At 72.1% G+C, this 21,621-nt stretch carries 14 protein-coding genes; 3 read left to right on the forward strand and 11 right to left on the reverse strand.

What is annotated here, in order from left to right:
• Window positions 1-64: 64 nt before the first annotated feature.
• Window positions 65-1,333, reverse strand: coding sequence for a hypothetical protein (locus P3T39_RS05695; protein WP_280696238.1), 1,269 nt, complete (start codon window positions 1,331-1,333; stop codon window positions 65-67).
• A 293-nt stretch (window positions 1,334-1,626) separates the two neighbouring features.
• On the opposite strand from P3T39_RS05695, the gene P3T39_RS05700 reads away from it, so the two are divergent.
• Window positions 1,627-2,880, forward strand: coding sequence for an acyltransferase (locus tag P3T39_RS05700; RefSeq protein WP_280696239.1), 1,254 nt, complete (start codon window positions 1,627-1,629; stop codon window positions 2,878-2,880).
• Window positions 2,881-3,046: 166 nt separating this feature from the next.
• Here the strand turns inward: P3T39_RS05700 and P3T39_RS05705 are convergent, their stop codons facing one another.
• Window positions 3,047-3,742, reverse strand: coding sequence for a response regulator transcription factor (locus P3T39_RS05705; protein ID WP_280696240.1), 696 nt, complete (start codon window positions 3,740-3,742; stop codon window positions 3,047-3,049).
• Window positions 3,735-5,084, reverse strand: a complete 1,350-nt coding sequence (locus P3T39_RS05710) for an ATP-binding protein (RefSeq protein WP_280696376.1) — start codon at window positions 5,082-5,084, stop codon at window positions 3,735-3,737. Before P3T39_RS05710 ends, P3T39_RS05705 begins: the two co-directional genes overlap by 8 nt.
• A 240-nt stretch (window positions 5,085-5,324) precedes the next feature.
• Between P3T39_RS05710 and P3T39_RS05715 the strand changes: the two genes are divergently transcribed.
• Entirely contained in the window at window positions 5,325-6,929 is a 1,605-nt protein-coding gene (locus P3T39_RS05715) for a PspC domain-containing protein (protein ID WP_280696241.1), read from the forward strand.
• Window positions 6,926-7,159 carry a hypothetical protein gene (locus P3T39_RS05720; protein ID WP_280696242.1) on the forward strand — a complete coding sequence of 78 codons (234 nt, stop codon included), beginning with the start codon at window positions 6,926-6,928 and terminating at the stop codon, window positions 7,157-7,159. Before P3T39_RS05715 ends, P3T39_RS05720 begins: the two co-directional genes overlap by 4 nt.
• Window positions 7,160-7,207: 48 nt before the next feature.
• On the opposite strand, the gene P3T39_RS37515 is transcribed toward P3T39_RS05720, so the two are convergent.
• From P3T39_RS37515 to P3T39_RS05765, 8 genes are all read right to left on the reverse strand, one after another.
• On the reverse strand, window positions 7,208-8,269 hold the full coding sequence (locus P3T39_RS37515) for a Rieske 2Fe-2S domain-containing protein (RefSeq protein WP_348534309.1): 1,062 nt from the start codon (window positions 8,267-8,269) through the stop codon (window positions 7,208-7,210).
• Between the two features lie 201 nt (window positions 8,270-8,470).
• The gene (gene guaA / locus P3T39_RS05735) at window positions 8,471-10,066 is read right to left on the reverse strand and encodes a glutamine-hydrolyzing GMP synthase (RefSeq protein ID WP_280696243.1); all 1,596 of its coding nucleotides are present in this window, start codon (window positions 10,064-10,066) and stop codon (window positions 8,471-8,473) included.
• A 930-nt stretch (window positions 10,067-10,996) separates the two neighbouring features.
• A complete protein-coding gene (locus tag P3T39_RS05740) occupies window positions 10,997-12,808 on the reverse strand; it encodes a GMC family oxidoreductase (RefSeq protein ID WP_280696244.1) in 1,812 nt (603 codons plus the stop codon).
• Window positions 12,809-12,863: 55 nt separating this feature from the next.
• On the reverse strand, window positions 12,864-14,495 hold the full coding sequence (locus P3T39_RS05745) for a succinic semialdehyde dehydrogenase (protein WP_280696245.1): 1,632 nt from the start codon (window positions 14,493-14,495) through the stop codon (window positions 12,864-12,866).
• Window positions 14,496-14,561: 66 nt separating this feature from the next.
• A complete protein-coding gene (locus tag P3T39_RS05750; RefSeq protein ID WP_280696246.1) occupies window positions 14,562-16,235 on the reverse strand; it encodes a serine/threonine-protein kinase in 1,674 nt (557 codons plus the stop codon).
• A 242-nt stretch (window positions 16,236-16,477) separates the two neighbouring features.
• Window positions 16,478-17,611, reverse strand: a complete 1,134-nt coding sequence (locus tag P3T39_RS05755; RefSeq protein WP_280696247.1) for a hypothetical protein — start codon at window positions 17,609-17,611, stop codon at window positions 16,478-16,480.
• Between the two features lie 353 nt (window positions 17,612-17,964).
• Window positions 17,965-19,875 (reverse strand): serine/threonine-protein kinase, encoded by a 1,911-nt coding sequence (locus P3T39_RS05760; RefSeq protein ID WP_280696248.1) that lies wholly within the window; start codon window positions 19,873-19,875, stop codon window positions 17,965-17,967.
• 387 nt (window positions 19,876-20,262) lie between these two features.
• Window positions 20,263-21,390 (reverse strand): GuaB3 family IMP dehydrogenase-related protein, encoded by a 1,128-nt coding sequence (locus P3T39_RS05765; RefSeq protein ID WP_280696249.1) that lies wholly within the window; start codon window positions 21,388-21,390, stop codon window positions 20,263-20,265.
• Window positions 21,391-21,621: the final 231 nt, after the last annotated feature.

Below are 21,621 nucleotides of genomic sequence, written 5' to 3' on the forward strand. Positions count from 1 at the left end.
CGGCCGGATCTCTGGGTCGGGCTGGATCTCGAAGTGCTGGATCCCTAAGGCACGTGGTGGGCGCTCAGGGCGAGTTGGTGTAGACGAAGGCGACATAGCCTCCGTACCCGGCGGAGCAGAGCGCGGCGAAGCCGAGGACGGCGGCCGCCGCGCCCCGGGTGCGCAGCCTGGCCAGACCGGCCGCCACCGGCAGCAGCAGGGCGAAGGCCGGGAGGAGGAAACGGGCGCGGGAGTTGAAGTACGCCGCGTCCCCGAGCGCCAGCAGCAGCACCACCCCGCTGAACACCAGCAGCGTCAGCGGCTGCCGCTGCAGTACGGAGATCACGAAGAGCAGCACGGAGGCCGCGAGCGTCCCGGCCACCACCACATCGGTCAGCCACACCGGACTTGCGTCCACGAGCATCGACCGGAGCACCTCGAAGGTCGAGCGGCCGTAGTCGAAGTGCGACTCCCACGCCTCCTGGACCCGGAAGTAGCCGTCCCAACTGCCCTTCTGCACACCGACCCAGGCGATGAAGGCGGCGAAACCGAGCGGGGCGACCGTCATCCCGAGCAGCGGCCGCCCCCAGGCCTCGCCGGGCTGCGCGGCCCGGGCGCCGCGGCGGTGCCACCGGTGCGCGGCCAGTGTGCCGAGCGCGCCGATCCCCACCGCCGCCGCCACGGCGACCCCGGTCGGCCTGGTCAGCCCGGCGAGTGTGCTGAGCGTTCCGGCCCAGAGCCAACGGTGCGTCACCGCCGCGTACATGGACCAGGCGGCGAAGGCGGTGAACAGCAGCTCGGAGTACGCCATGTTCTCCACCACGGCGTACGGGGTCACCCCCCACAGGGCCGCCGCGATCACACCCGTCCGACGGCCGTACAGCCCGGCCGCCACCGCGAAGATGCCCCAGGCGGCCAGTACGGCCCCGGCCCAGGCCACCAGCAGCGCCGCGTAGTTGACCGGCAGCGGCAGCACCCACCAGACGAGCCGGACGAGCATCGGGTAGACGGGGAAGAAGGCGTACGCCTGGTAGGGGCCGTGCGGACCGGGAACGGGTCTGGAGCCCGCATAGCCGTGCACGGCGATGTCCTGGTACCAGTACGCGTCCCACATCGTGCTCAGCCGGTGCAGGCTGTGAGTGCCGTGCTTGGCGTCCCACAGCGCCAGGAAGGCGAGTCCGACGGCCCGGACCGCCGCGTAGCCGAGCAGGGCGGGGGCCGCGTAACGGGCCGAGGCGAGCAGGCGGTTGAGGAGTCCCCGCCCGCCGTGGTGCGGGGTGAGCGGGCGCAGCGCGCCGGGAGCGGTGACCGCCGCCCGGGTCCGCGCCCCACCCTCGACCGAGGTGTCTGACATCTTGCTCCGTCGTTCGAGCCGGTACGGGCGGGCAGCGGTCATGGTTCGCGCAACCCACTTCGGAATCCGCCCGCATACGCGACCGCGCACCCTCATTATGACCCTGGAAAAAAACGCGCCCGTTCACCAGTCGCCCAATGGGCAAGGATTGTGCCCGGCGTTAAGCGAACAGGCAATCGGTGTACGGAGGCGGCGGGTTGGGCTAGCCTCTGCCCGTGACCGTAATCGAACAGCAGCCTGCCAAACCCGTAGACGGCGCCGGTCGGCCGACGTCAGGCCAACCAGCCCTTCGCATGGGATGGTTGGACGCCCTGCGCGGTGTGGCCGCACTGCTGGTCGCCGTTCATCATTTCGGGTTGCTGCACCTGCTCCCGTACGGGGGAACAATTAACCGGGAGTTCGATCTCGGTATATACGCCGTTATGCTGTTCTTCCTGGTCAGCGGTTACATTGTGCCCGCCTCGCTGGAACGGCGGGGCGACGTCAGAGGGTTCTGGATCGGTCGCATCTTCCGAATCTATCCACTGCTCATCGTGGTCATTGCGGCCGCGCTGCTGATCCTTCCGCGCACCCAGTCCGCCGTGCCCGATGTCGTCCTGGACCACCCGGTGCGCTCCGCGCTGGCCAACACCCTGCTGCTGCACGAGATGCTGAACGTGCCGAGCGCGCTGGGCGCGATGTGGACGCTCTGCTACGAGATGGTCTTCTACTTCTTCGTCGGGGCGCTCTTCGTCCAGGGCCGGCACCGGTGGAGCAGCCCGATCGCCATAGGATTCGCCGCGCTGGCCCTGCTGTTGGGGGCCGCGGTCACACCCGCCATGATCACCGTCGACCAGGGCTCGACCCGCAATCTCATCGCGGCCGCCGCCGCCGTCATGGCGATGGGCCTGGTCTGCATCCTCACCGGGCGGACGGCGCTGGTCAGGCTCGGCTCGCTGGTCCTCGGCGGACTCGGGGCGGTCCTGCTGTTCCTCAACGCCAGGTCGACGTTCTTCGAGTCGATGATGATCCTCGCGACGATGTTCGCCGGCACCGCGATCCACCGCATCGAACGCGGCCGGCTCGACCGCCTGCAGGGGACGCTCTGCTGCGGCTTCGTCCTGGTCTCCGGCGTCCTGGCCGGCTACCTGTACAACCACGGCGACGCGCTCTACCGGACCTGGACCTCCGGCTGGATCGGCTTCTCCCTGCCGTACGCCGCCGCCTGGCTCACCTTCGGCCTCGGCATGCTGCTGCGTCACCGCCGCTTCCCGCGCGTTCTCACCTGGCTGGGCGCGATCAGCTACTCGGTGTACGTGGTCCACATACCCGTCCTGCACGCCGTCCGCTGGCTGATCCCCGACGGCACCTTCCCCAGCACCGGGCCCGGCAGGTTCATCCCCGCGCTGATCTTCCTGGCGGCCGTCCTGCTGCTCGGCCACCTGACGTACCGTCTGGTCGAGCTGCCCGGGCAGAAGCTGGGGCGCCGCGTCCTGAAGGCCCTCGACCGGCGGTCCGCGGCGGCAGCCGGGAGCCCGGCCGCCGCCGCACACAACGGCACGACCTGACCGTCACGGGCGGTACGGCAGCCACCCCTGCTGCACCGCCCGACCGCTGCGCCCGCAGGGCAGCCGTCCCCACCCGGCCCCGAAGAGGGGTGATTCCCGGACGCGAGCCGTTCCGCGTCCGGGAATCACCTTCTCCACTGCCCGGTCCTGCCGGCTGCCGCCGGGCTCAGACCAGCCGGCGGGCCGTGGCCCAGCGGGTGAGTTCGTGGCGGTTGCTCAGCTGGAGCTTGCGCAGGACCGCCGAGACATGGCTCTCCACGGTCTTGACCGAGATGAAGAGCTGCTTGGCGATCTCCTTGTACGCATAGCCGCGCGCGATCAGCCGCAGCACCTCGCGCTCGCGCTGGGTGAGGCGGTCCAGGTCCTCGTCCACCGGCGGGGTGTCGGTGGCCGCGAAGGCGTCCAGGACGAAACCGGCCAGGCGCGGCGAGAAGACCGCGTCGCCGTCGGCGATCCGGAAGACGGCGTTGACCAGGTCGGTGCCGGTGATGGTCTTGGTGACATAGCCGCGCGCACCGCCCCGGATCACGCCGATCACGTCCTCGGCGGCGTCCGACACCGACAGCGCCAGGAACTTCACCCCGCCCGAGTCCCCCATCAGCGGGGCCGAGCGCCGCAGCACCTCGACGCCACCGCCGCCGGGCAGGTGGACGTCCAGCAGCACCACGTCGGGCCGCTGTTCGGCGACCACCTGGACCGCCGACTCGACGTCGTCCGCCTCACCGACCACGTCGATGCCGGTGGTCTCGGTACGGCCGATCTCGGCGCGGACGCCCGTCCGGAACATCCGGTGGTCGTCCACCAGGACCACACGCGCCACCCGTCCCGGTCCCCCGGCGGCCGCACCAGCAAGGTCAGTCATCAGCTCTCTCCATCTCCAGCTCGACCTCGGTGCCGCCGTCCGGCGCGGGCCGCACCCGTGCGGTGCCGCCGTTGCGCTTCATCCGGCCGATGATCGACTCCCGTACGCCCATCCGGTCCTCGGGCACGGTGTCCGGGTCGAAGCCGGGGCCGTGGTCGCGCACGAACACCGACACCGTCCTCCCCTCCACCTCTGCGTAGACCTGGACCGGTCCCCCGCCACCGTACTTGGCCGCATTGACCATTGCCTCCCTCGCCGCCTGCATCTGTGCCGCGATCCGGTCGTCCATCGGGCAGTCACCGACGCAGACCAGCTCCACCGCGACACCGTGCCGGTCCTCGACCTCGGCGACGACCTCGCGGATCCGCTCGGCCAGGGTGTCGGGCGCGGCCTCGGCCGCGGCCTCCGGACGGTAGAGCCACAGGCGCAGTTCGCGCTCCTGGGCGCGGGCGAGCCGCAGCACCTCCTTGGGATCCTCGGCGCGGCGCTGAATGAGCGTCAGGGCGTGCAGCACGGAGTCGTGGATGTGGGCGGCGATCTCGGCGCGCTCCTGGGCTCGGATACGCGCGGTGCGCTCGGCGCCGAGGTCCTGCCACATGCGCAGCACGTACGGGCCCACCAGGACCAGCACACCTGCCAGCACCGCGACCGAGGCCTCGATGACGGCCGCCAGGGTGGAGCTGCTGTTCTGCAGGACGAGGAAGCCGACGATCCCGGCCACCACCAGCAGCACTCCCCCGCCGACCCGGGTGTAGGCGGCACGCCGCTTGGTGGCCTCCTCAAGGCCGAACCAGCGCTGCCAGCGTGAGTCGTCGGCCTGCCGCCACACCAGGGCCACACCGACGCCGACGGTGAGCAGCGGCCAGACGTACGGCTTGGCGGTCTGGATGTGCAGGGCGCTGAGCAGCGCCATGATGCCGACCACCAGCATCAGCAGGGCGAACAGCTGGCCGAGGCCGCCCCGGGTGCTCTCGGGCGGGACGGCCGAGGCGGCCGCCGCGCCGCCGGTCTCGGTGGGCTCGCCGTGGAAGGTGCGCTGGAGCAGTTCACGCAGCCGGCCGATCCGGCGCGAACCGCCCTTGCGGAGTTCGCCGCCGGCGCCCCCGCCCGCGGGGACGAAGGTCCCGTTGAGGTAGACCCACTGGGTGCCGCCGCTGCGCGCGGGTTCACCGATGCCGATCGGCACCACGAACCAGAACGCCGCGTACAGCAGCACACCTATGCCCTGGGCGAAGAAGAGGAGGACGAACGCCGCCCTGACCCAGGCGACCGGCAGCCCCAGGTGCACGGCGAGCCCGTGCGCGACACCGCCGAGCATCCGTCCGTGCGGGCTGCGGTACAGCTTGCGGTACGGCGGTCGTTCCGCGTCGAGCGCGGTCGGTTCCGGCCCCGCAGCCGACGGGCTGTCAGGGGCGGGGTTCTTGGGATCGGTGCCGGGTGCTGCCACGCCACCGATGGTCACACGTTTGCACCTCCGGGCGCATCAGGGTACGTCCCCGAGCTGCGTCTCAGGGAGAGATCAGGGTCCGCACCGGGCCGCTGCCGGTTGGGCGCGGCCCTTCGGACCGGGAGGATGGAGGGCATGACGGACGAGCAGAGCACAGCGGACCAGGAAGCGGCCGCCACCCGACCGGAGCAGCGACCGCCGCTGACCCGCAGCGAGCGCCACCGCGTGGTGGCCGGTGTGTGCGGCGGGCTCGGCCGCCATCTGGACATCGACCCGGTGGTCTTCCGGGTGGTCACGGCAGTGCTCTGCCTCTCCGGCGGGCTCGGGCTCTTCCTGTACGGGCTGGCCTGGCTGATCGTCCCGAGGGAGCCGGTCGAGGGCAGGCCGGGGCGGACCGAGCTCCAGCGGGTGCTGACCGGCCGGGTCGACGGGCAGTCGGTCGGTGCGGTGCTGCTGACCGTGATCGGCACCGGGGTGTTCTTCTCCTCGATGGGCGACGGCGGCCAGATGTTCCCGTTCCTGCTGCTGGGCGGAATGATCTTCATGGCGGTCCGGTACGACCCGGAGCGGCGCCGGCGCGCCAAGGGACTCGGCCGCCACCACGGCTCCGGCGGGCCGTACGACCGGCTGGCCGAAGGGCCGGACGGGCACTTCGACTGGTCGGCCTGGGGGCAGCGGTTCGCGCAGGACTTCAAGACCGAGTGGCAGGACCGCAAGGTCGAGTGGGACAGCCGCAAGGCCCAGTGGGACACCCGCAAGGCGTCCTGGGACGGGCAGCTGCGGGTCAACCTCTCCAAGGAGGCCGGGCCCACCGGCGACCCCGGGGATCCGCCGCCCATGGACGAGTCCGAGCAACTCGCTCGCGAACAGCACGCGCGGGCGCGCGCCGAAGGCACCGTGCCCGCGGACACTCCCGCGCCAGGCTCCTCGGGCTACCTGTGGGATCCACGGCACCCGGAGCGCAACCCGTACGCGGCGCACACGCCCCCGCCCGGAGCTCCCCTGCCGCTGGGTGCGCCCGCGCAGGCATGGTGGCAGCGCGCCGACCTGCCGGAGGGCGATCCGCTGCGCAAGACCGGCCCGGCGTCCGGAGCAGCGGCAGGTGCCGCAACGGTGACGCGACCGCGGCGGCACCGGTCCTTCCTCGGTCCGCTGGGGCTGCTGCTCGCGGGCGGCGCCGGTGCGCTCGCCTGGTGGGTGCCCTACCTCCAGGGCTCCACCGTGCGGCTCTCCACCGTGGTGGCGGCAACGCTGCTTGGCCTGGGGGTGGCGCTGCTGATCGCGGCGAAGTTCGGCCGGGCGCGTGGACTGGTCATCCCCGCGCTGCTGCTGACCGTGCTGCTGACGGGGATCTCGGGCTCCGGGGCCACCGTCCAGTCGGCCTTCGGCAACCGTGACTGGGCCCCGGCCTCGGCGGCCGAGATGCAGAGCGACTACACCCTCGGCGCCGGGGACGCCCAGCTCGATCTGAGCGGCCTCGACCCGGCGGGCGGCACGCTCAGCACCACCGTACGGGTGGGTATGGGCGATCTGCTGGTGACCGTCCCGGCCGGGGTGGACGTCCGGCTGACGCTGCGCAACGCCGTCGGCAACGTCCAGATGCCGAACGGCGAGTCCGCCTCCGGGGTGGGCAACAGCCGGGAGTACCAGCTGCACCCGGCCAACGGCCGGGCGTCCAAGGGGACGCTCGACCTGACAGTCAAGCTCGGGCTCGGCGACATCCAGGTGGTACAGGCATGAGGAAGCACCGACTCGACCTCTTCTCGCTGATCGCGGGCGGGCTGTTCACCGTGATCGCGGTGCTCTACCTGATGGCCTCGCCGGGCGGCCTCTCGGTCAACGGGCGGATCGTCATCCCGGTGACCTTCATCGTGCTGGGGGTGGCGGGCCTGGCCGGTGCGGTCGCGGCGATGTCCCGGCGCGGACGTGAGACCCAGCCTCCGGGAGCGGACGGCCAGGACGGCCGGTAGGGCCTGGTCCACAAGCCCCGACGGGCCCGCGACTGCGGGCCGGCGCGCTCAGTGCTCGATCGCCCCGAGGCCCAGCCGGTCGCCCTCCCTGGTGACGGTGTACTTGGGCAGCGGCTTGGTGGCCGGTCCGTTGATCACGGCGCCGGTCGCCGCGTCGAAGCGCGAGCCGTGGCAGGGGCAGAGCAGCTGGCCGTTCTTCGGGGCGTCCACGGTGCAGCCGGAGTGGCTGCAGATCGAGGAGAGACCGCAGTACTGGCCTCTCTTGGGCTGGACGATGTAGACCGCGTCACCGGTCTCGGGGTCCGCGACCTGCGCGGATCCGCCGACCGGCACGGCCGAGACGGCGATCGAGACCTTGCCGCCCGGGGCGGGAGCGGCGGCCGACGGGGTGGCCGTGGTCGTCGGGGCCGACGGGGTGGCCGTCGCCGTCGGCGGGGCGGGTGTGACGGGCGTGATGGCTCTCTTCGACCGCCCGAAGGTGGCCGTCAGCGAGCCGGCGAGCAGCCCCGCGCCGCCGAGCGCGACGGCCGCGATCCCGCCGTCCATCAGCGCCCGCCGCATGACCTGGCCCTCCTCCAGCCCGCGTTCCCGGTCCCGCTCGGCCCGCCGGGCGAGATAGCCGTCGATCGAGAGGTAGGGCGTCTCGGCCAGCAGCAGCGGGGTCCAGGCCATCAGATAGGCGAGATCGTTGCCGAGGTAGTACGGCGTGACGTTCCAGCTGACGGTGAGACAGAGGCTGAAATTGATCAGTGCGCCGCCGAGCGCCGCGAGCCTGCCCCAGAGCCCGAAGAGCGTGCCGAGCCCGACCGCCAGTTCACCGAAGGCGATGAGCAGCGCGAAGACGGTGGGTGCGTTGAGGGCGGGCCCGAGCAGGAAACCGATCGGGCTGGCGGCCTTCACCGCCTGGGTCTGCGAGACGAAGGAGGCCGGGTCGCCGGCGCCCGCGAGGTAGTGCGAGTCGGAGAGCTTGTCGAAGGCCGCGTAGACGAAGGTCGCTCCGAGGAAGATCCGCAGCGGCAGCAGCGCGTACCGGGAGGCGGTAGCCCGCAGCTCGACCGCCCGACCGGCTCTGCCCGACCGTTCCTGTCCGTCGTGCGCCGCCGTCGTCATGCCGACCCCTTCGCTCTCGGCCCGTCAACTGCTGACAGGTCCGGTCCGATTCTGCACTGTTCTGAGTGGCTTTCCCCCGTAGCGTCCGCACCGCAAACGGCCGCGCCGCCACTCCCTTCGATACGGAAGTGGCGGCGCGGCCGTTCGGGCTGAGCCCGGTCCCGGTCCGGCAAGATCGGCCGGACCGGGCCTGAGGGAGGACTACTCCCACTCGATGGTGCCCGGCGGCTTGCTGGTGACGTCCAGCACCACGCGGTTCACATCGCTGACCTCGTTGGTGATCCGGGTGGAGATCCGGGCCAGCACCTCGTACGGCAGACGCGACCAGTCTGCGGTCATGGCGTCCTCGGAGGACACCGGGCGCAGCACGATCGGGTGGCCGTAGGTGCGGCCGTCGCCCTGGACGCCGACGCTGCGCACATCCGCGAGCAGGACGACCGGGCACTGCCAGATCTCGCGGTCGAGACCGGCGGCGGTCAGCTCCTCGCGGGCGATGGCGTCGGCCTCGCGGAGCAGGTCCAGGCGCTCCTTGGTGACCTCGCCGACGATCCGGATGCCCAGGCCCGGGCCCGGGAACGGCTGGCGCTGGACGATCTCCTCCGGCAGGCCGAGCTCCTGGCCGACCATCCGGACCTCGTCCTTGAACAGCTTGCGCAGCGGCTCGATCAGCTGGAACTCGAGGTCCTCGGGCAGGCCGCCGACGTTGTGGTGCGACTTGATGTTCGCGGTGCCGGTGCCGCCGCCGGACTCGACCACGTCCGGGTAGAGGGTGCCCTGCACCAGGAACTCGACCGGCTCGCCGTGCGCGCCGGCCTCGGCGATGATCTCGACCTGGGCCTGCTCGAAGACCCGGATGAACTCGCGGCCGATGATCTTCCGCTTCTCCTCGGGGTCGGTGACCCCGGCGAGGGCGTTCAGGAAGCGCTCCTGCGCGTCGACGACCTTCAGCTGGACGCCGGTCGCGGCGACGAAGTCCTTCTCGACCTGCTCGGTCTCGCCCTTGCGCATCAGACCGTGGTCCACGTACACGCAGGTGAGCTGGGAGCCGATGGCCTTCTGGACGAGGGCGGCCGCCACGGCCGAGTCCACGCCGCCGGAGAGGCCGCAGATGGCGCGCTTGGTGCCGACCTGCTCGCGGATCAGGGCGACCTGCTCGTCCACCACGTTGCTGGTGGTCCACGTCGGGGCGATACCGGCGCCGCGGTACAGGAAGTGCTCCAGCACCTGCTGACCGTAGTCGGAGTGCAGCACCTCGGGGTGGTACTGGACGCCGTACAGCTTCTTCTCGTCGTTCTCGAAGGCCGCCACCGGGCACACGTCGGTGGACCCGGTGACGGTGAAGCCCTCGGGAGCGGCCGAGCAGGCGTCGCCGTGCGACATCCAGACGGACTGCTGGGCGGGGGTGCCCTCGAACAGGGTGGAACCGGTCTTGCCGACGGCAAGCTCGGTCCGGCCGTACTCGCGGGCACCGGAGTTGTCCACGGTGCCGCCGAGGGTGATGGCCATCAGCTGGAAGCCGTAGCACATGCCGAAGACCGGCACACCGGACTCGAAGATGGCGCGGTCCAGCCGCGGTGCGCCCTCCTCGTAGACCGAGGACGGGCCACCGGAGAGGATGATCGCCTTCGGGTTCTTGGCGAGCATCTCGGCGACCGGCATGGTGCTCGGGACGATCTCGCTGTAGACCCGCGCCTCACGCACCCGACGGGCGATGAGCTGGGCGTACTGGGCACCGAAGTCGACGACCAGGACGGTGTCGAGCTCGTGTGCGGACTTGTCGGGAATAGCAGAGGACACGGACGGCCTTCCGGCAGCGGTGTGGGGGTGTCTGCCCCTGAGTCTACCGGGCGGCACGAAGACTGTGGTTTCACCCAGTTGCCAGGAGGCCGCACCGTGACCTCTCCAGGCGCCGAATCGTTGCACCGGACGACCGTACGAGCGCCTCGCACCCCCCAGGTTCGGGCCGCCCGGTACGGCCACCGAACCACGCGTGGATCTCATCTCAGTCCACCCGTGCACGTGGCGCTGCCGCCCCCGGCCGTACCGGGCGCGGCCCGCCGTGGGACCGTGCTCGGGTGCAGTGGCCGGACGGCAGGGGACAGCCGCCGGTCACGACTGACCAATGGAGGTGCGGCGGCCGGAGCCCGGGACGCCCGGCCCCGGCCGCCGCACCGCCCGGTCGCCCCCGCCCACGGCCGACCACCCCGGCACACACCCACGGCCACCACTACTACGGACCGTAGTCACCACCATCCGTCCCCCGGACGGCGTCGGGACCGAGCCGGATTGCGGCGCACAGGGTACGGCAGGCGGGGCCACCGGAAATTGGACTGTGCCGAACTGCGTCGAATCGGTTGCACAGTAAGGCTCCCGTCCAGCACGATGCTGACTGCGGGGGTTGGCCACACCTCCGCAGAGCGACCCGATTCGACTCCGGGGCGGCCCGAGCACCTGTCCGGGCAGCCGCTCGGGCCGCCGGAGAAAACGGCTTTCATCTCACGCTCCGTGAGGGTGCGCCGATCCCAGAGCCATCCGAAGAGACGGCGCTCCTCCCCCGGCGCCGTCGCCCCAGCACCGGTGCCGCCCTGACGCCGAGTGCTGAGCGACAAAGGGCCCCGTTCCCCCACGGGGCCCTTTGCCCTGTCCATCGCTGCTTCGACCCGTCCGCCTTGCGATGCACGCACCCCAACGCCGCTCCTTCACCCACCCCCCAATTGCCGGAGGGTCTTACTCGCCGGGGCTCGGCGCGGAGCCTCGCGCGGGTACCTTCGGCACCGCCAGCAGTGGCAGCCGCAGCTCACCGAAGGCCCCGGCCGGTACGGCGGGCTGCTTCGGGGTGACGGCGGCGACCTTCCGGTACGCCTCGCCCTGGGCGGGCCTGGGGTCGGCCTCGCCCTTGTTCGGCCACATCGACATGGCCCGCTCGGCCTGGGCCGTGATGGTCAGCGAGGGGTTGACGCCGAGGTTGGCGGAGATCGCGGAGCCGTCCACCACGCTGATTCCGGGATAGCCGTAGAGCCGCTGGTAGGGGTCGACGACGCCGCGCTCGGGGCCGTCGGCGATCGGGCAGCCGCCGATGAAGTGGGCGGTCATCGGGATGTCGAAGATCTCGCCGATGGTGCCGCCGGGAAAGCCGTTGATCGACTCGGCCAGGGCCCTGGCGCCCTCCTCCGCGGCGGGGATCCAGGTCGGATTGGGGGTGCCGTGGCCCTGCCGGGAGGTCAGCCTGCCCTTGCCGGGGCCGGTCTTCTTCAGCGAGACGGTCAGCGAGTTGTCGAGCGACTGCATCACCAGGCCGATGATGATCTTCTCGGACCAGCGGTGCTGGTTCATCGACTGCGCGAAGATCAGCGGGTGCCTGACCGCCGTGGCCGCGTAGCGCAGCCAGCGCGGGCCGCGCCCGGCGCCGGGCACCTGCTGGACGCTCAGCGCGCCCATCGCGTTCGATCCCCTGCCGTAGCGGACGGGCTCGATATGGGTGTTCTCGTCCGGGTGGATCGACGAGGTGATGGCCACGCCCCTGGTGAAGTCCACCCGGGAGCCGTACCGCCGGTCGGTGGTCGAAGCCCCCACCAGCGCTTCGGAGTTGGTACGGGTGAGCTCGCCGAGCCGGGACGAGATCGCGGGCAGGTGGCCCCGGTCGCGCATCCGGTGCAGCAGGGTCTGGGTACCGTACGTCCCGGCGGCGACCACCACCCGGGCGGCGGTCACCGTCCGGGCTCCGGCCTTGATCCGGTCCCTGGAGCGGGAGTTGGTACGCCGCACGTCCACGGCGAAGTACTCCCCCGCCTGCCGGATCCGCTCCACCGTGGTGAGCGGGTGGATCTCGGCTCCGTTGCGTTCGGCCAGGAAGAGGTAGTTCTCGGTGAGCGTGTTCTTGGCGCCGTGGCGGCAGCCGGTCATGCACTCGCCGCACTCGATGCACGCCTTGCGGCGCGGGCCCGCCCCGCCGAAGTACGGGTCCTCCGCCTCGGCGCCCGGCGCGGCCTTGGCGGTGCCGTCGGAGTCACGGCCGTCGCCGAAGAAGACGCCGACGGGGGCGAGGTGGAAGGTGTCCGCGACGCCCATCTTCTCGGCGGCGGCCTTGAGATGGACGTCGGAGGGGGTCACGGTCGGGTTGGTGCGCACCCCGAGCATCCGCTGCGCCTGGTCGTAGAAGGGGGCGAGCTCCTCCTGCCAGTCGGTGATGTGCCGCCACTGGCGGTCCTCGAAGAAGGGCTTCGGCGGGACGTACAGGGTGTTGGCGTAGTTGAGCGAGCCGCCGCCCACCCCCGCGCCGCCGAGCACCAGGACATTGGCCAGCAGGTGGATCCGCTGGATGCCGTACAGACCGAGTGCGGGCGCCCACAGGTAGTTCCTGGTGTCCCAGGAGGTCTTGGGCAGCTCGTCGGGACCGAAGCGCCGCCCGGCCTCCAGGACGGCGACCCGGTAGCCCTTCTCGGTCAGCCGCAGCGCCGCGACCGAACCACCGAAGCCCGAGCCGATCACGACCACGTCGTAGTCGGGCCCGCCGCCCTGGACCATGCCGCCGGACGCCATGTCACTGCTCCTTCGAAGTAACCTGCCGGGTAACAGAATTGGCGACGCCAGCCGCCTACTTGAGCCGCAGTGCCTTCATCGCCCTGAGGCCGGTGGTGAACAGCGCGGCGAAGCGCTCGTCATCCAGGCCGAAGGAGGGTGCGAGCGGCATCAGCCGCTGGGTGGCTATGGTCTGCGCCTCGGTGTAGCGCAGGATGCCCTCGGCGCCGTGCCGGCGGCCGAGCCCGGAGTCGCCCATACCGCCCATCGGGGAGGCGACCGAGCCGTACGCCGCCGCATACGCCTCGTTGACATTGACCGTGCCGGTGTGCAGCCGGGCCGCGACGGCGCGCCCTCGGCGCGAATCCCTGGTCCAGACACTGGAGTTGAGGCCGTACGGGGTGGCGTTGGCGGCGGCGACGGCCTCGTCCTCGCCGTCGAAGCGGTAGATCGAGACGACCGGGCCGAAGGTCTCCTCGGCGCAGACCGCCATCTCGGGAGTGACGCCGTCGAGGATGGTCGGCTCGTAGAAGAGCGGGCCGAGGTCGGGGCGGGGGCGGCCACCTGTGAGGACGATGGCCCCGGCCTTGGCGGCCTCCTCGACATGCCGGGTGACGGTCTCCAGCTGGCGCTCGGAGACCAGCGAGCCCATGTCCGCCCCGTACGCCAGGCCGCCGCCGAGGCGCAGCGCCGCGGTGCGGGCGACGAACCGGGCCAGGAAGTCCTCGGCCACCGAGCGGTGCACGAAGAGCCGCTCGATGGATATGCAGAGCTGCCCGGCGGAGGCGAAGCAGGCCCGCACCGCGCCCTCTGCGGCGCGGTCGAGGTCGGCGTCGGCGAGCACCAGCATGGCGTTCTTGCCGCCGAGTTCGAGCGAGGCGCCGACCAGCCGGGCGGCGGCCTGCCGGGCGACCTGGCGGCCGGTGTTGGTGGAGCCGGTGAAGGAGACGTAGTCGGCGTGCTCGATCACGGCGGGTCCCACGACCGGCCCGTCGCCGATCACGATCTGCCAGAGGTCGGCCGGCAGCCCGGCCTCGACCAGCAGCTCGCGGGCCCACAGCGCGGTGAGCGCGGTCTGCGTGTCGGGCTTGTTGACCACGGCGTTCCCGGCGACGAAGGCGGGCAGCGCGTCGCCGACGGAGAGCTCCAGCGGGTAGTTCCACGGGGAGATCTGGCCGATCACGCCCTTGGGGCGGCGGGACTCCACGGCGTGGGTGAGTGCGGGGACGGCGCCCGGGCGGCGGCGGTCGCGCAGGTAGGCGGGCGCCTTGCGGCCGTAGTGCCGGGCCGCCATCGCGACGGCCAGCACCTCGTCGAAGGCGTGCAGCCGGGCCTTTCCGGTCTCGGCCTGGATCAGGTCGAGCACCTCGTCCTGCCGCTTGAGCAGCAGGTCGTGGAAGCGCAGCAGGACGGCGGCACGGCGTCGGACGGGCAGCGCGGCCCAGCTGCGCTGCGCGCGGCGGGCCAGCTGGTACGCCACCTCGACATCCGCCGGGGCGGACTGCGGCAGGGTGGCGAGCCGCTCGCCGGTGAGCGGGGCGGCGGTGTGCACCAGGACCGGTTCGCCGGTCGCGGTGACACCCCTGGCGAGCCGGTCGACCAGCGAGACCGGGATGGCCGAGGCGACCGTACGGGCGCCGCCACCGGCGGCCGGGTTGCGCGACTCGCCCCGGACAGGGGCCTGACCGTCTGCCGTGATGTCCGTCATGGGCGCAGCCTAGGCGCTCGGCCGCCGGTGCGGTACCCGTCGGTAACACGCGATTTCGCCGGACCGTCAGCGCATCGGGGTGAAGTTGTTGAGCACCGTGGTGAGCCGCCGCTGCGCGGTGATCCAGTCCTTGTCCGGGGCGGAGACGTAGAGGCCGTACGACGTGCCGTTGTCGTCCCGGAACTCCACCTCCTTGGCGTGCCGCCGCGAGCCGTCCGTCGCGACGAAGGTGAACTCCCAGGAGGCGGCCTCGTGCCCGTTCACCTTGGTGTCGCTCAGGTTCTCCCGGTGGTAGTTGCTCAGCGTCTTGGTGATGCCGCCCTCCATCTGGAGGAAGTGCTCACGCGGCGTCAGCGACTGTCCGACCGTGACCGCGAACTGCAGGAAGTGGATCCGGCCGTCCGGGCTGTACAGGATCTGGCCGAGGCTGTCCGTCGTGCGCACCCACGGCGTGCCGTCGTTCGGCACCGGGAAGCGGAAGCCCGCCGGGTCGTCGACCCAGGTGTAGCCGGTCGGCGCCGGTCCCGGGGCAGGGGCCTCGGAGATGCTCACGGCGGGGCCCGCGTCCTGCGCGGTCGGGTTGTGGTGCAGCAGCTTGGGTGCCGCGTACGCGGCACCGCCGGCCAGCACGACGGCGACCACCAGGGCCACCGCGATCCGCAGGCCCTTGCGGCGCTCGGGCTTCACCGTGGCGGGCGGCTCGGCCTGAGCGGGCGCCTGAGCGGGCGCGGGCACCGGCTCGGCGGCAGCGACGGTCGGCCGGGTGAGCCGGGCCGACTGTGCCTGCCCGGCCTCCTCGGCAGCCGGTTCCGCCGCCTCCGAGCGGTCCACCACCGGCACGCTCTGGGTCGGCATCTTCTGCGCGACCTTCGGCACCGGCTTGATGTCGAGGGTGTGCCCGGCCGTCACCTCGGTCAGCATCCGCAGCGCCTCGTCCGCGCCCGGCCGTTCCGCCGGATCCTTGGCCATCAGCGCGGCGAGGACAGGACCGAGCGCCCCGGCCCGGCGCGGCTCCGGCAGCGGATCGCCGACCACCGCCGCCAGCGTGGTGATCGGGGAGGTGCGGCGGAACGGCGACTCGCCCTCCACCGCCGCGTACAGCGTCGCGCCGAGCCCCCACAGGTCGGAGGCCGGCCCCGGGCGCTCGCCCTGGGCGCGCTCGGGCGCGAGGTAGTCCGGCGAGCCGACCAGGTCGCCGGGGCGGGTCAGCTCGGTGGAGCCCTCGAAGGTGGCGATGCCGAAGTCCAGCAGTACGACCCGTCCGGTGTTGTGCTCCAGCAGCACGTTGGCGGGCTTCACATCCCGGTGCAGTACGCCCAGCTGATGGCCCCGGTGCAGGGCGGCGAGCACCTGCACGCCGACCTCGGCGGCCTCCCGGGGCAGCAGGGTGCCGTCCTGGCTGATCACATCGGCCAGCGAGCGGCCGTCGATCAGCTCCATCACGATCCACGGGCGGCCGTCCTGCTCCACCACGTCATGGATGGTGATCACGCCCGGGTGCTTGATCCGCGCGGCGGCCCTGGCCTCGCGCTTCATCCGGGACTGGAGGATCTCCAACTCCTCCTCCGGGAGGTGGTTGACCGTCAGCTCCTTGACCGCCACCTCGCGGTCCAGCATCTCGTCCCGGGCCCGCCATACCGTGCCCATCCCACCGCGGCCGAGCCGATCGCCCAGGGTGTAGCGCCCGACCAGCACTCGCTGCGCGTCTCTGGCCTGCGCCGACTGGTCCTGCACGCCCATGGCGACCGTTCCCCCTCATCAGCCCACCGTCACCCTGACGGAGGTGGTTCCGGTGCACCGTTGACTCACCGATAGGACAACTTCCATGCACAGGTTAGGCGCCCCGGGCCGGTCCCGGAATCTCACCCCGCCCAGGTGACCACGCTGTGACCTTGGCCTTACGTCGCGTTGATCCCGTCGGACGCCCAACTACCCGGCGGCAGACGGCTGCTACTCGGAAGCAGCCGGAACGCACGGGCCGCTCAACCCGCCAGCGACACGACCAGCACCAGGGCTGCCACCAGCAGCACCAGCACCCCGCCGACCAGCAGCGGACCCAGCAGCGCGGGCGGCACCACCGACCGCCGCCCGACCCCCCGCCCTTGCGGCTCTGCCGCGCCAGGCCTGTGCCGCCACACCGACGACCCGCCCGCATAGCGGACCAACGGCCCCTCCGGCCGCCGCACCGGCAGCCCCTGCGGGACGGCAGCCCGGTCGGCGCGGGCCTGCGGCCCGTACGGGTCCGGGGCCCCGGCGAGCAGCTCGGCCAGCTCCCGCCGGACCTGTGCCGCCCCGGCCCGAGCGGCCGGGTCGGGCAGCAGCAGCCGCTCGACCAGCGGGCGCAGCGGCCCGCAGCCGTCGGCCGGTTCGGGCCGCCCGGTACGGACGGCGGCCAGCAGAGTCGGCAGGTCGTTCTCCGGGTACGGCGCGCGGCCGGTGAGCAACCGGTACAGCAGGACGCCCAGCGCCCAGCAGTCCCCGGCGGGGCCCGTCTCCAGGGCCCAGCGCTCGGCGCGCGGGCCCAGCAGGGCCGATCTGGCCTCCAGGATGCGCCGGGCCTGGAGCAGACCCGGCGAGCCGTCCTCGGGGCCGCCCAGGGCCGCGCAGAGCTCCTCCTCGGCCGCACCCAGCAGCAGGCCGCCCAGCAGCGCGGCGCCGTCCTCGCAGACCACCACGGTGTCCGCAGTTACGTTTCCGTGCGCCAGACCGGCCCGGTGCAGCGTGTGCAGCGCCCCCGCCAGGTCGGCGGCGATCTCCGCCGCCCGGTACGGCGGGAGCGGACCCGACTCCGTCAGTTCGGCGAGCGACAGGCCCGCCGGACGTTCCTCGGCCACCCAGAGCAGTTCCTCCTCGGCGACGGCCTCGACCCCGAGGAGGAGCCTCGGATGGGCCGGTGCGCCCTCGACCGAAGCCGCCACCAGCCGGGCGATCCGCCCGCCGAACGCAGGGTCGGGCTCGACCGAGAACCGGCCGGGTATCAGCAGTTCCGGCAGGTCAAGGGCGTGCACCAGCACCTGGTCGCCGGTCTGCAGGTCCAGCGCGAGCAGACCGCGACCCTCCGGACGGTCCGTCAACCGGTACCGTCCGGCCACCACTTGGCCGGGGGCCGCTCGCATGCGCGTTCCTCAACTCGGTCGGACTGCCAGTCCCGTCAGGGTACGTGGCCCGATGGGCAGGATCGGCCCATGGACCGGACCGATCCGATTCCGCCGGGGCGCCCTCGTCCTGACCACCGCCGCCTGCTCTTCCTCAAGGACGGCATGCCTCCGCTCCCGGTTGCACCGGACGCGGTCACCGGCACGACGGCGAAGACCCGGCTGAACGGCGAGCTGCTCAAGGCCGTCACGATGGCCGGCGCGCCCCTGGACAGTGCAACTGACTCCGGTGAGTGCCTACTGGCGGAGCCTCTCGGAGGACGTGGTCGAGGCCGGGAGCTTCGCCGAGCAGATCCGGGCCACGGCGGCCGCTTTCAGGACGCGGGCTGGAAGCTGCTGAAGCCGATCTCACGGGCCTGGGCGTTGGCGGGTGCGTTCCAGGCCTCGTCCGGGATGGTCCAGTAGAGGGCGTAGCCGTACTTGCCGGTGACGAAGCCCCGGTTGAGCGAGTGCAGCGTGGTCTTGCTGCCGAACGTCCACTCCCAGTCGGCCGCGTTGCTCCACTGCCGGTAGGTGATCTGCTTCATCTGGATGGGCTGGTAGTTGTTCCAGCCGCCCGACGCCGACTTCTCCTCCTCCTGCCAGGCGCCGAGAGCGCTCTTGCCGGGTTCGTCGGTCCACGCGACGACCAGTTTCGCGCCGTTCCCCTCGAACGTGCGGCCGCTGGAGTCGACCCCCTGGTTCTCCAGCCAGTCGGGGATGACGATCGAGAAGCCCGACGGATCCGTGTACCGGTGGAAGCCCGCCGGCATGTCCGTGCCGGGGGCGGCGGCGCTGTTCACCGGTGTGGCGGGCGGGTTGCTCGCCGGCGGCCGGGTACTCGGCGAGACGGCGGCACTCTGGCTCGCAGCACCGGGGGTGGTGGCGGGCGGCGCGGCAGCGGCCTTCGAGGCCGACGGCGAGGGTGACAGGGCCGACGCGGCCACGCCGGCCGAGGACTTGGCGCTCTGGGCGCCGTCGGCCTTGTCACGCAGCAGCACGAACAACACGGCCACCACCAGCAGGACGACCACCAGCGCGGCCCCGGCGAGCACCGCGGGCCGCTGGGCGAAGCCGCGCTCGCCGGGCGGCGCTGCGGACGGCGGCACCGGTATCGGCGCGGGCGCGGGCGCGGCAACCGGGGCGGGCGCGGGCCCGGGTATGGACGCCGCAGCGGGCGGCTCGGCCGACCTGCTGCCGACGCGTACCGTCCCCAGCAGTCCGCTCACCCTGCGCTTGGAACCCTCGGTCTTCGCACCCTCCGGGCCCTTGACGCCCTCGGCCTCGACCGCCTGGGCGGCCTTGCCGGTCTCCTCGGCCTTCTCCGGCTTGCCGGGCTTCTTCGGTTCGACCGACGGCGCGTCAACGACGGGAGGCGGTACGGCCTGCTGGGTGGTGGCCTCCGCCTTGCTGGTCTCCTGGGCGACGATGCGCTTGAGCATCGAGCGGGTGGTGGAGGCGTCCAGTCGCCGGGCCGGATCCTTCTCCAGCAGGCCCTCGATGACGGGTTGAAGCGGCCCGGCCTTCTCGGGCACGGGCAGGGTCTCGGTCATCACGGCGGTGAGCGTGGCCAGCGCCGACCCCCGGTCGTACGGCGGACGGCCCTCGACCATCGCGTACAGCGTGCCGCCGAGCGACCAGAGGTCGGCGGGCGGTCCCGGCTTCTGCCCGCGCGCCCGCTCCGGCGAGATGTACGAGGGTGCGCCGACCAGCATGCCGGTGGAGGTGATCGAGGCGTCGCCCTCGACGCTGGCGATACCGAAGTCGGTGAGCACCACCCGGCCGTCCTCGCCGATCAGGACGTTCGACGGCTTGACGTCCCGGTGCAGGATGCCCTGGCTGTGGGCGGCGCCCAGCACGCCCAGCACGTCGAGCGCGATCTCGGCGGCCCGGCCGGGGCTCAGCGTGCCTTCCTCCTTGATGACCTCGGCCAGCGAGCGCGACTCGACCAGCTCCATCACGATCCACGGCCGCTCGTCCTCCTCGACCACGTCGAAGACGGTGACGGCGGCGGTGTGCCGGATCCGCGCGGTCGCCTTGGCCTCGCGCAGCGTACGGACGATCAGACGGTGCTTCTCGTCCTCGTCCGTGCCGCCCTGCATACGCAGTTCCTTGACCGCGACGATCCGGCCGAGCAGCTCGTCCTCGGCCCGCCACACGGTCCCCATCCCGCCCCGGCCGAGCACCTCGTTCAGCCGGTAACGGCCGGCGAGGAGACGTCCGGTGGAACCCTGCGGCTGGGTCATTGGTGCCTCTTCCCCCATGTGCGGCGGCGTTCGGGATGACGGCGCGTCGGCGGAGGCCGTGGACAGACCGGCCGGGGCCGTGGACTGCACCCGGCGGCGGGGCTCCGAACGCCAAGCCTCCATCATCCCCTGTCCTGGCGGCGTCCCACCACCCGCCCCGGGGTTCGCCGTCGGGTTCCGGCCGGGAGAGCGATGGTCCGTATCCGATCCGCCATCAGAAATGACCGCCCGAGCGCCCGTTGTCCTCACCGGCACCTTCGACCGTTCACCGAATCTCCCCGGAGGGACACCACCCTGCGCACACCCGCCTCCGGCGCCAAACGCATCAGGGCCCCCGCCGAGGAGGGGGCCCTGATGTCGAGTACGGTCCGTCAGCGGTGACGGCGCCTAACGGTGGTTGAGCGCCGGGTTGACGGTGACCTCGACCCGCTGGAACTCCTTGAGCTCCGAGTAGCCGGTGGTGGCCATCGCGCGGCGCAGCGCACCGAAGAGGTTCATGGTGCCGTCGGGGGTGTGCGACGGACCCGTGAGGATCTCCTGGGTGGTGCCGACCGTGCCCAGGTCCACCCGCTTTCCGCGCGGCAGCTCGTCGTGGACGGCCTCCATGCCCCAGTGGAAGCCCTTGCCCGGGGCGTCGGTGGCACGGGCCAGCGCGGCACCGATCATCACCGCGTCCGCACCGCAGGCGACGGCCTTGGCGATGTCACCGCTGTAGCCGACACCGCCGTCCGCGATGACGTGCACATAGCGGCCACCGGACTCGTCCATGTAGTCGCGGCGGGCGGCGGCCACGTCGGCCACGGCGGTCGCCATCGGAACCTGGATGCCCAGCACATTGCGGGTTGTGTGCGCGGCGCCGCCGCCGAAGCCGACCAGCACACCGGCCGCGCCGGTCCGCATCAGGTGCAGCGCGGCGGTGTACGTGGCGCAGCCGCCGACGATGACCGGGACGTCCAGCTCGTAGATGAACTGCTTCAGGTTCAGCGGCTCTGCGGCTCCCGAGACGTGCTCGGCGGAGACCGTGGTGCCACGGATCACGAAGACGTCCACACCGGCGTCCACGACGGCCTTGGAGAACTCGGCGGTGCGCTGCGGCGAGAGCGCGGCGGCGGTCACCACACCGGACTCGCGCACCTCCTTGATCCGCTTGCCGATCAGGTCGGCCTGGATCGGGGCCGCGTAGATCTCCTGCAGGCGGCGGGTCGCGGCGGCCTCGTCCTTGATGGCGGCGATCTCGTCCAGCAGCGGCTGCGGGTCCTCGTAGCGGGTCCACAGACCCTCCAGGTTCAGCACGCCGAGGCCGCCGAGCTGGCCGATGGCAATGGCCTGGGCCGGCGAGACCACGCTGTCCATCGGGGCCGCCAGGAACGGCAGCTCGAAGCGGTAGGCGTCGATCTGCCAGGCGATCGAGACCTCCTTCGGGTCCCGGGTGCGACGGCTGGGGACGACGGCGATGTCGTCGAAGGAGTATGCCCGGCGGCCGCGCTTGCCTCGCCCGATCTCGATCTCAGTCACTTCGAGCCCTTCTGCTGCGTAATGCTCGTACCGACCGGGTCACCCCGGCCGCCCCCAGTATCCCGCACCCGCACACCCCGGCGCCCGAGCGACCCATCGGGAGCCCCCCATCGGCGTGGAGAACTGCACAGAACCGTTCAGCGGACGGGATCGGTCGGCCCATAGGGGGGCACCCGAGAGCGGGAAAGGGCCCGCCACCGTCCTCGGACGGCAGCGGGCCCCATCGCTCAG

The organism is Kitasatospora sp. GP82 (assembly GCF_029892105.1).
GTDB lineage: Bacteria > Actinomycetota > Actinomycetes > Streptomycetales > Streptomycetaceae > Kitasatospora.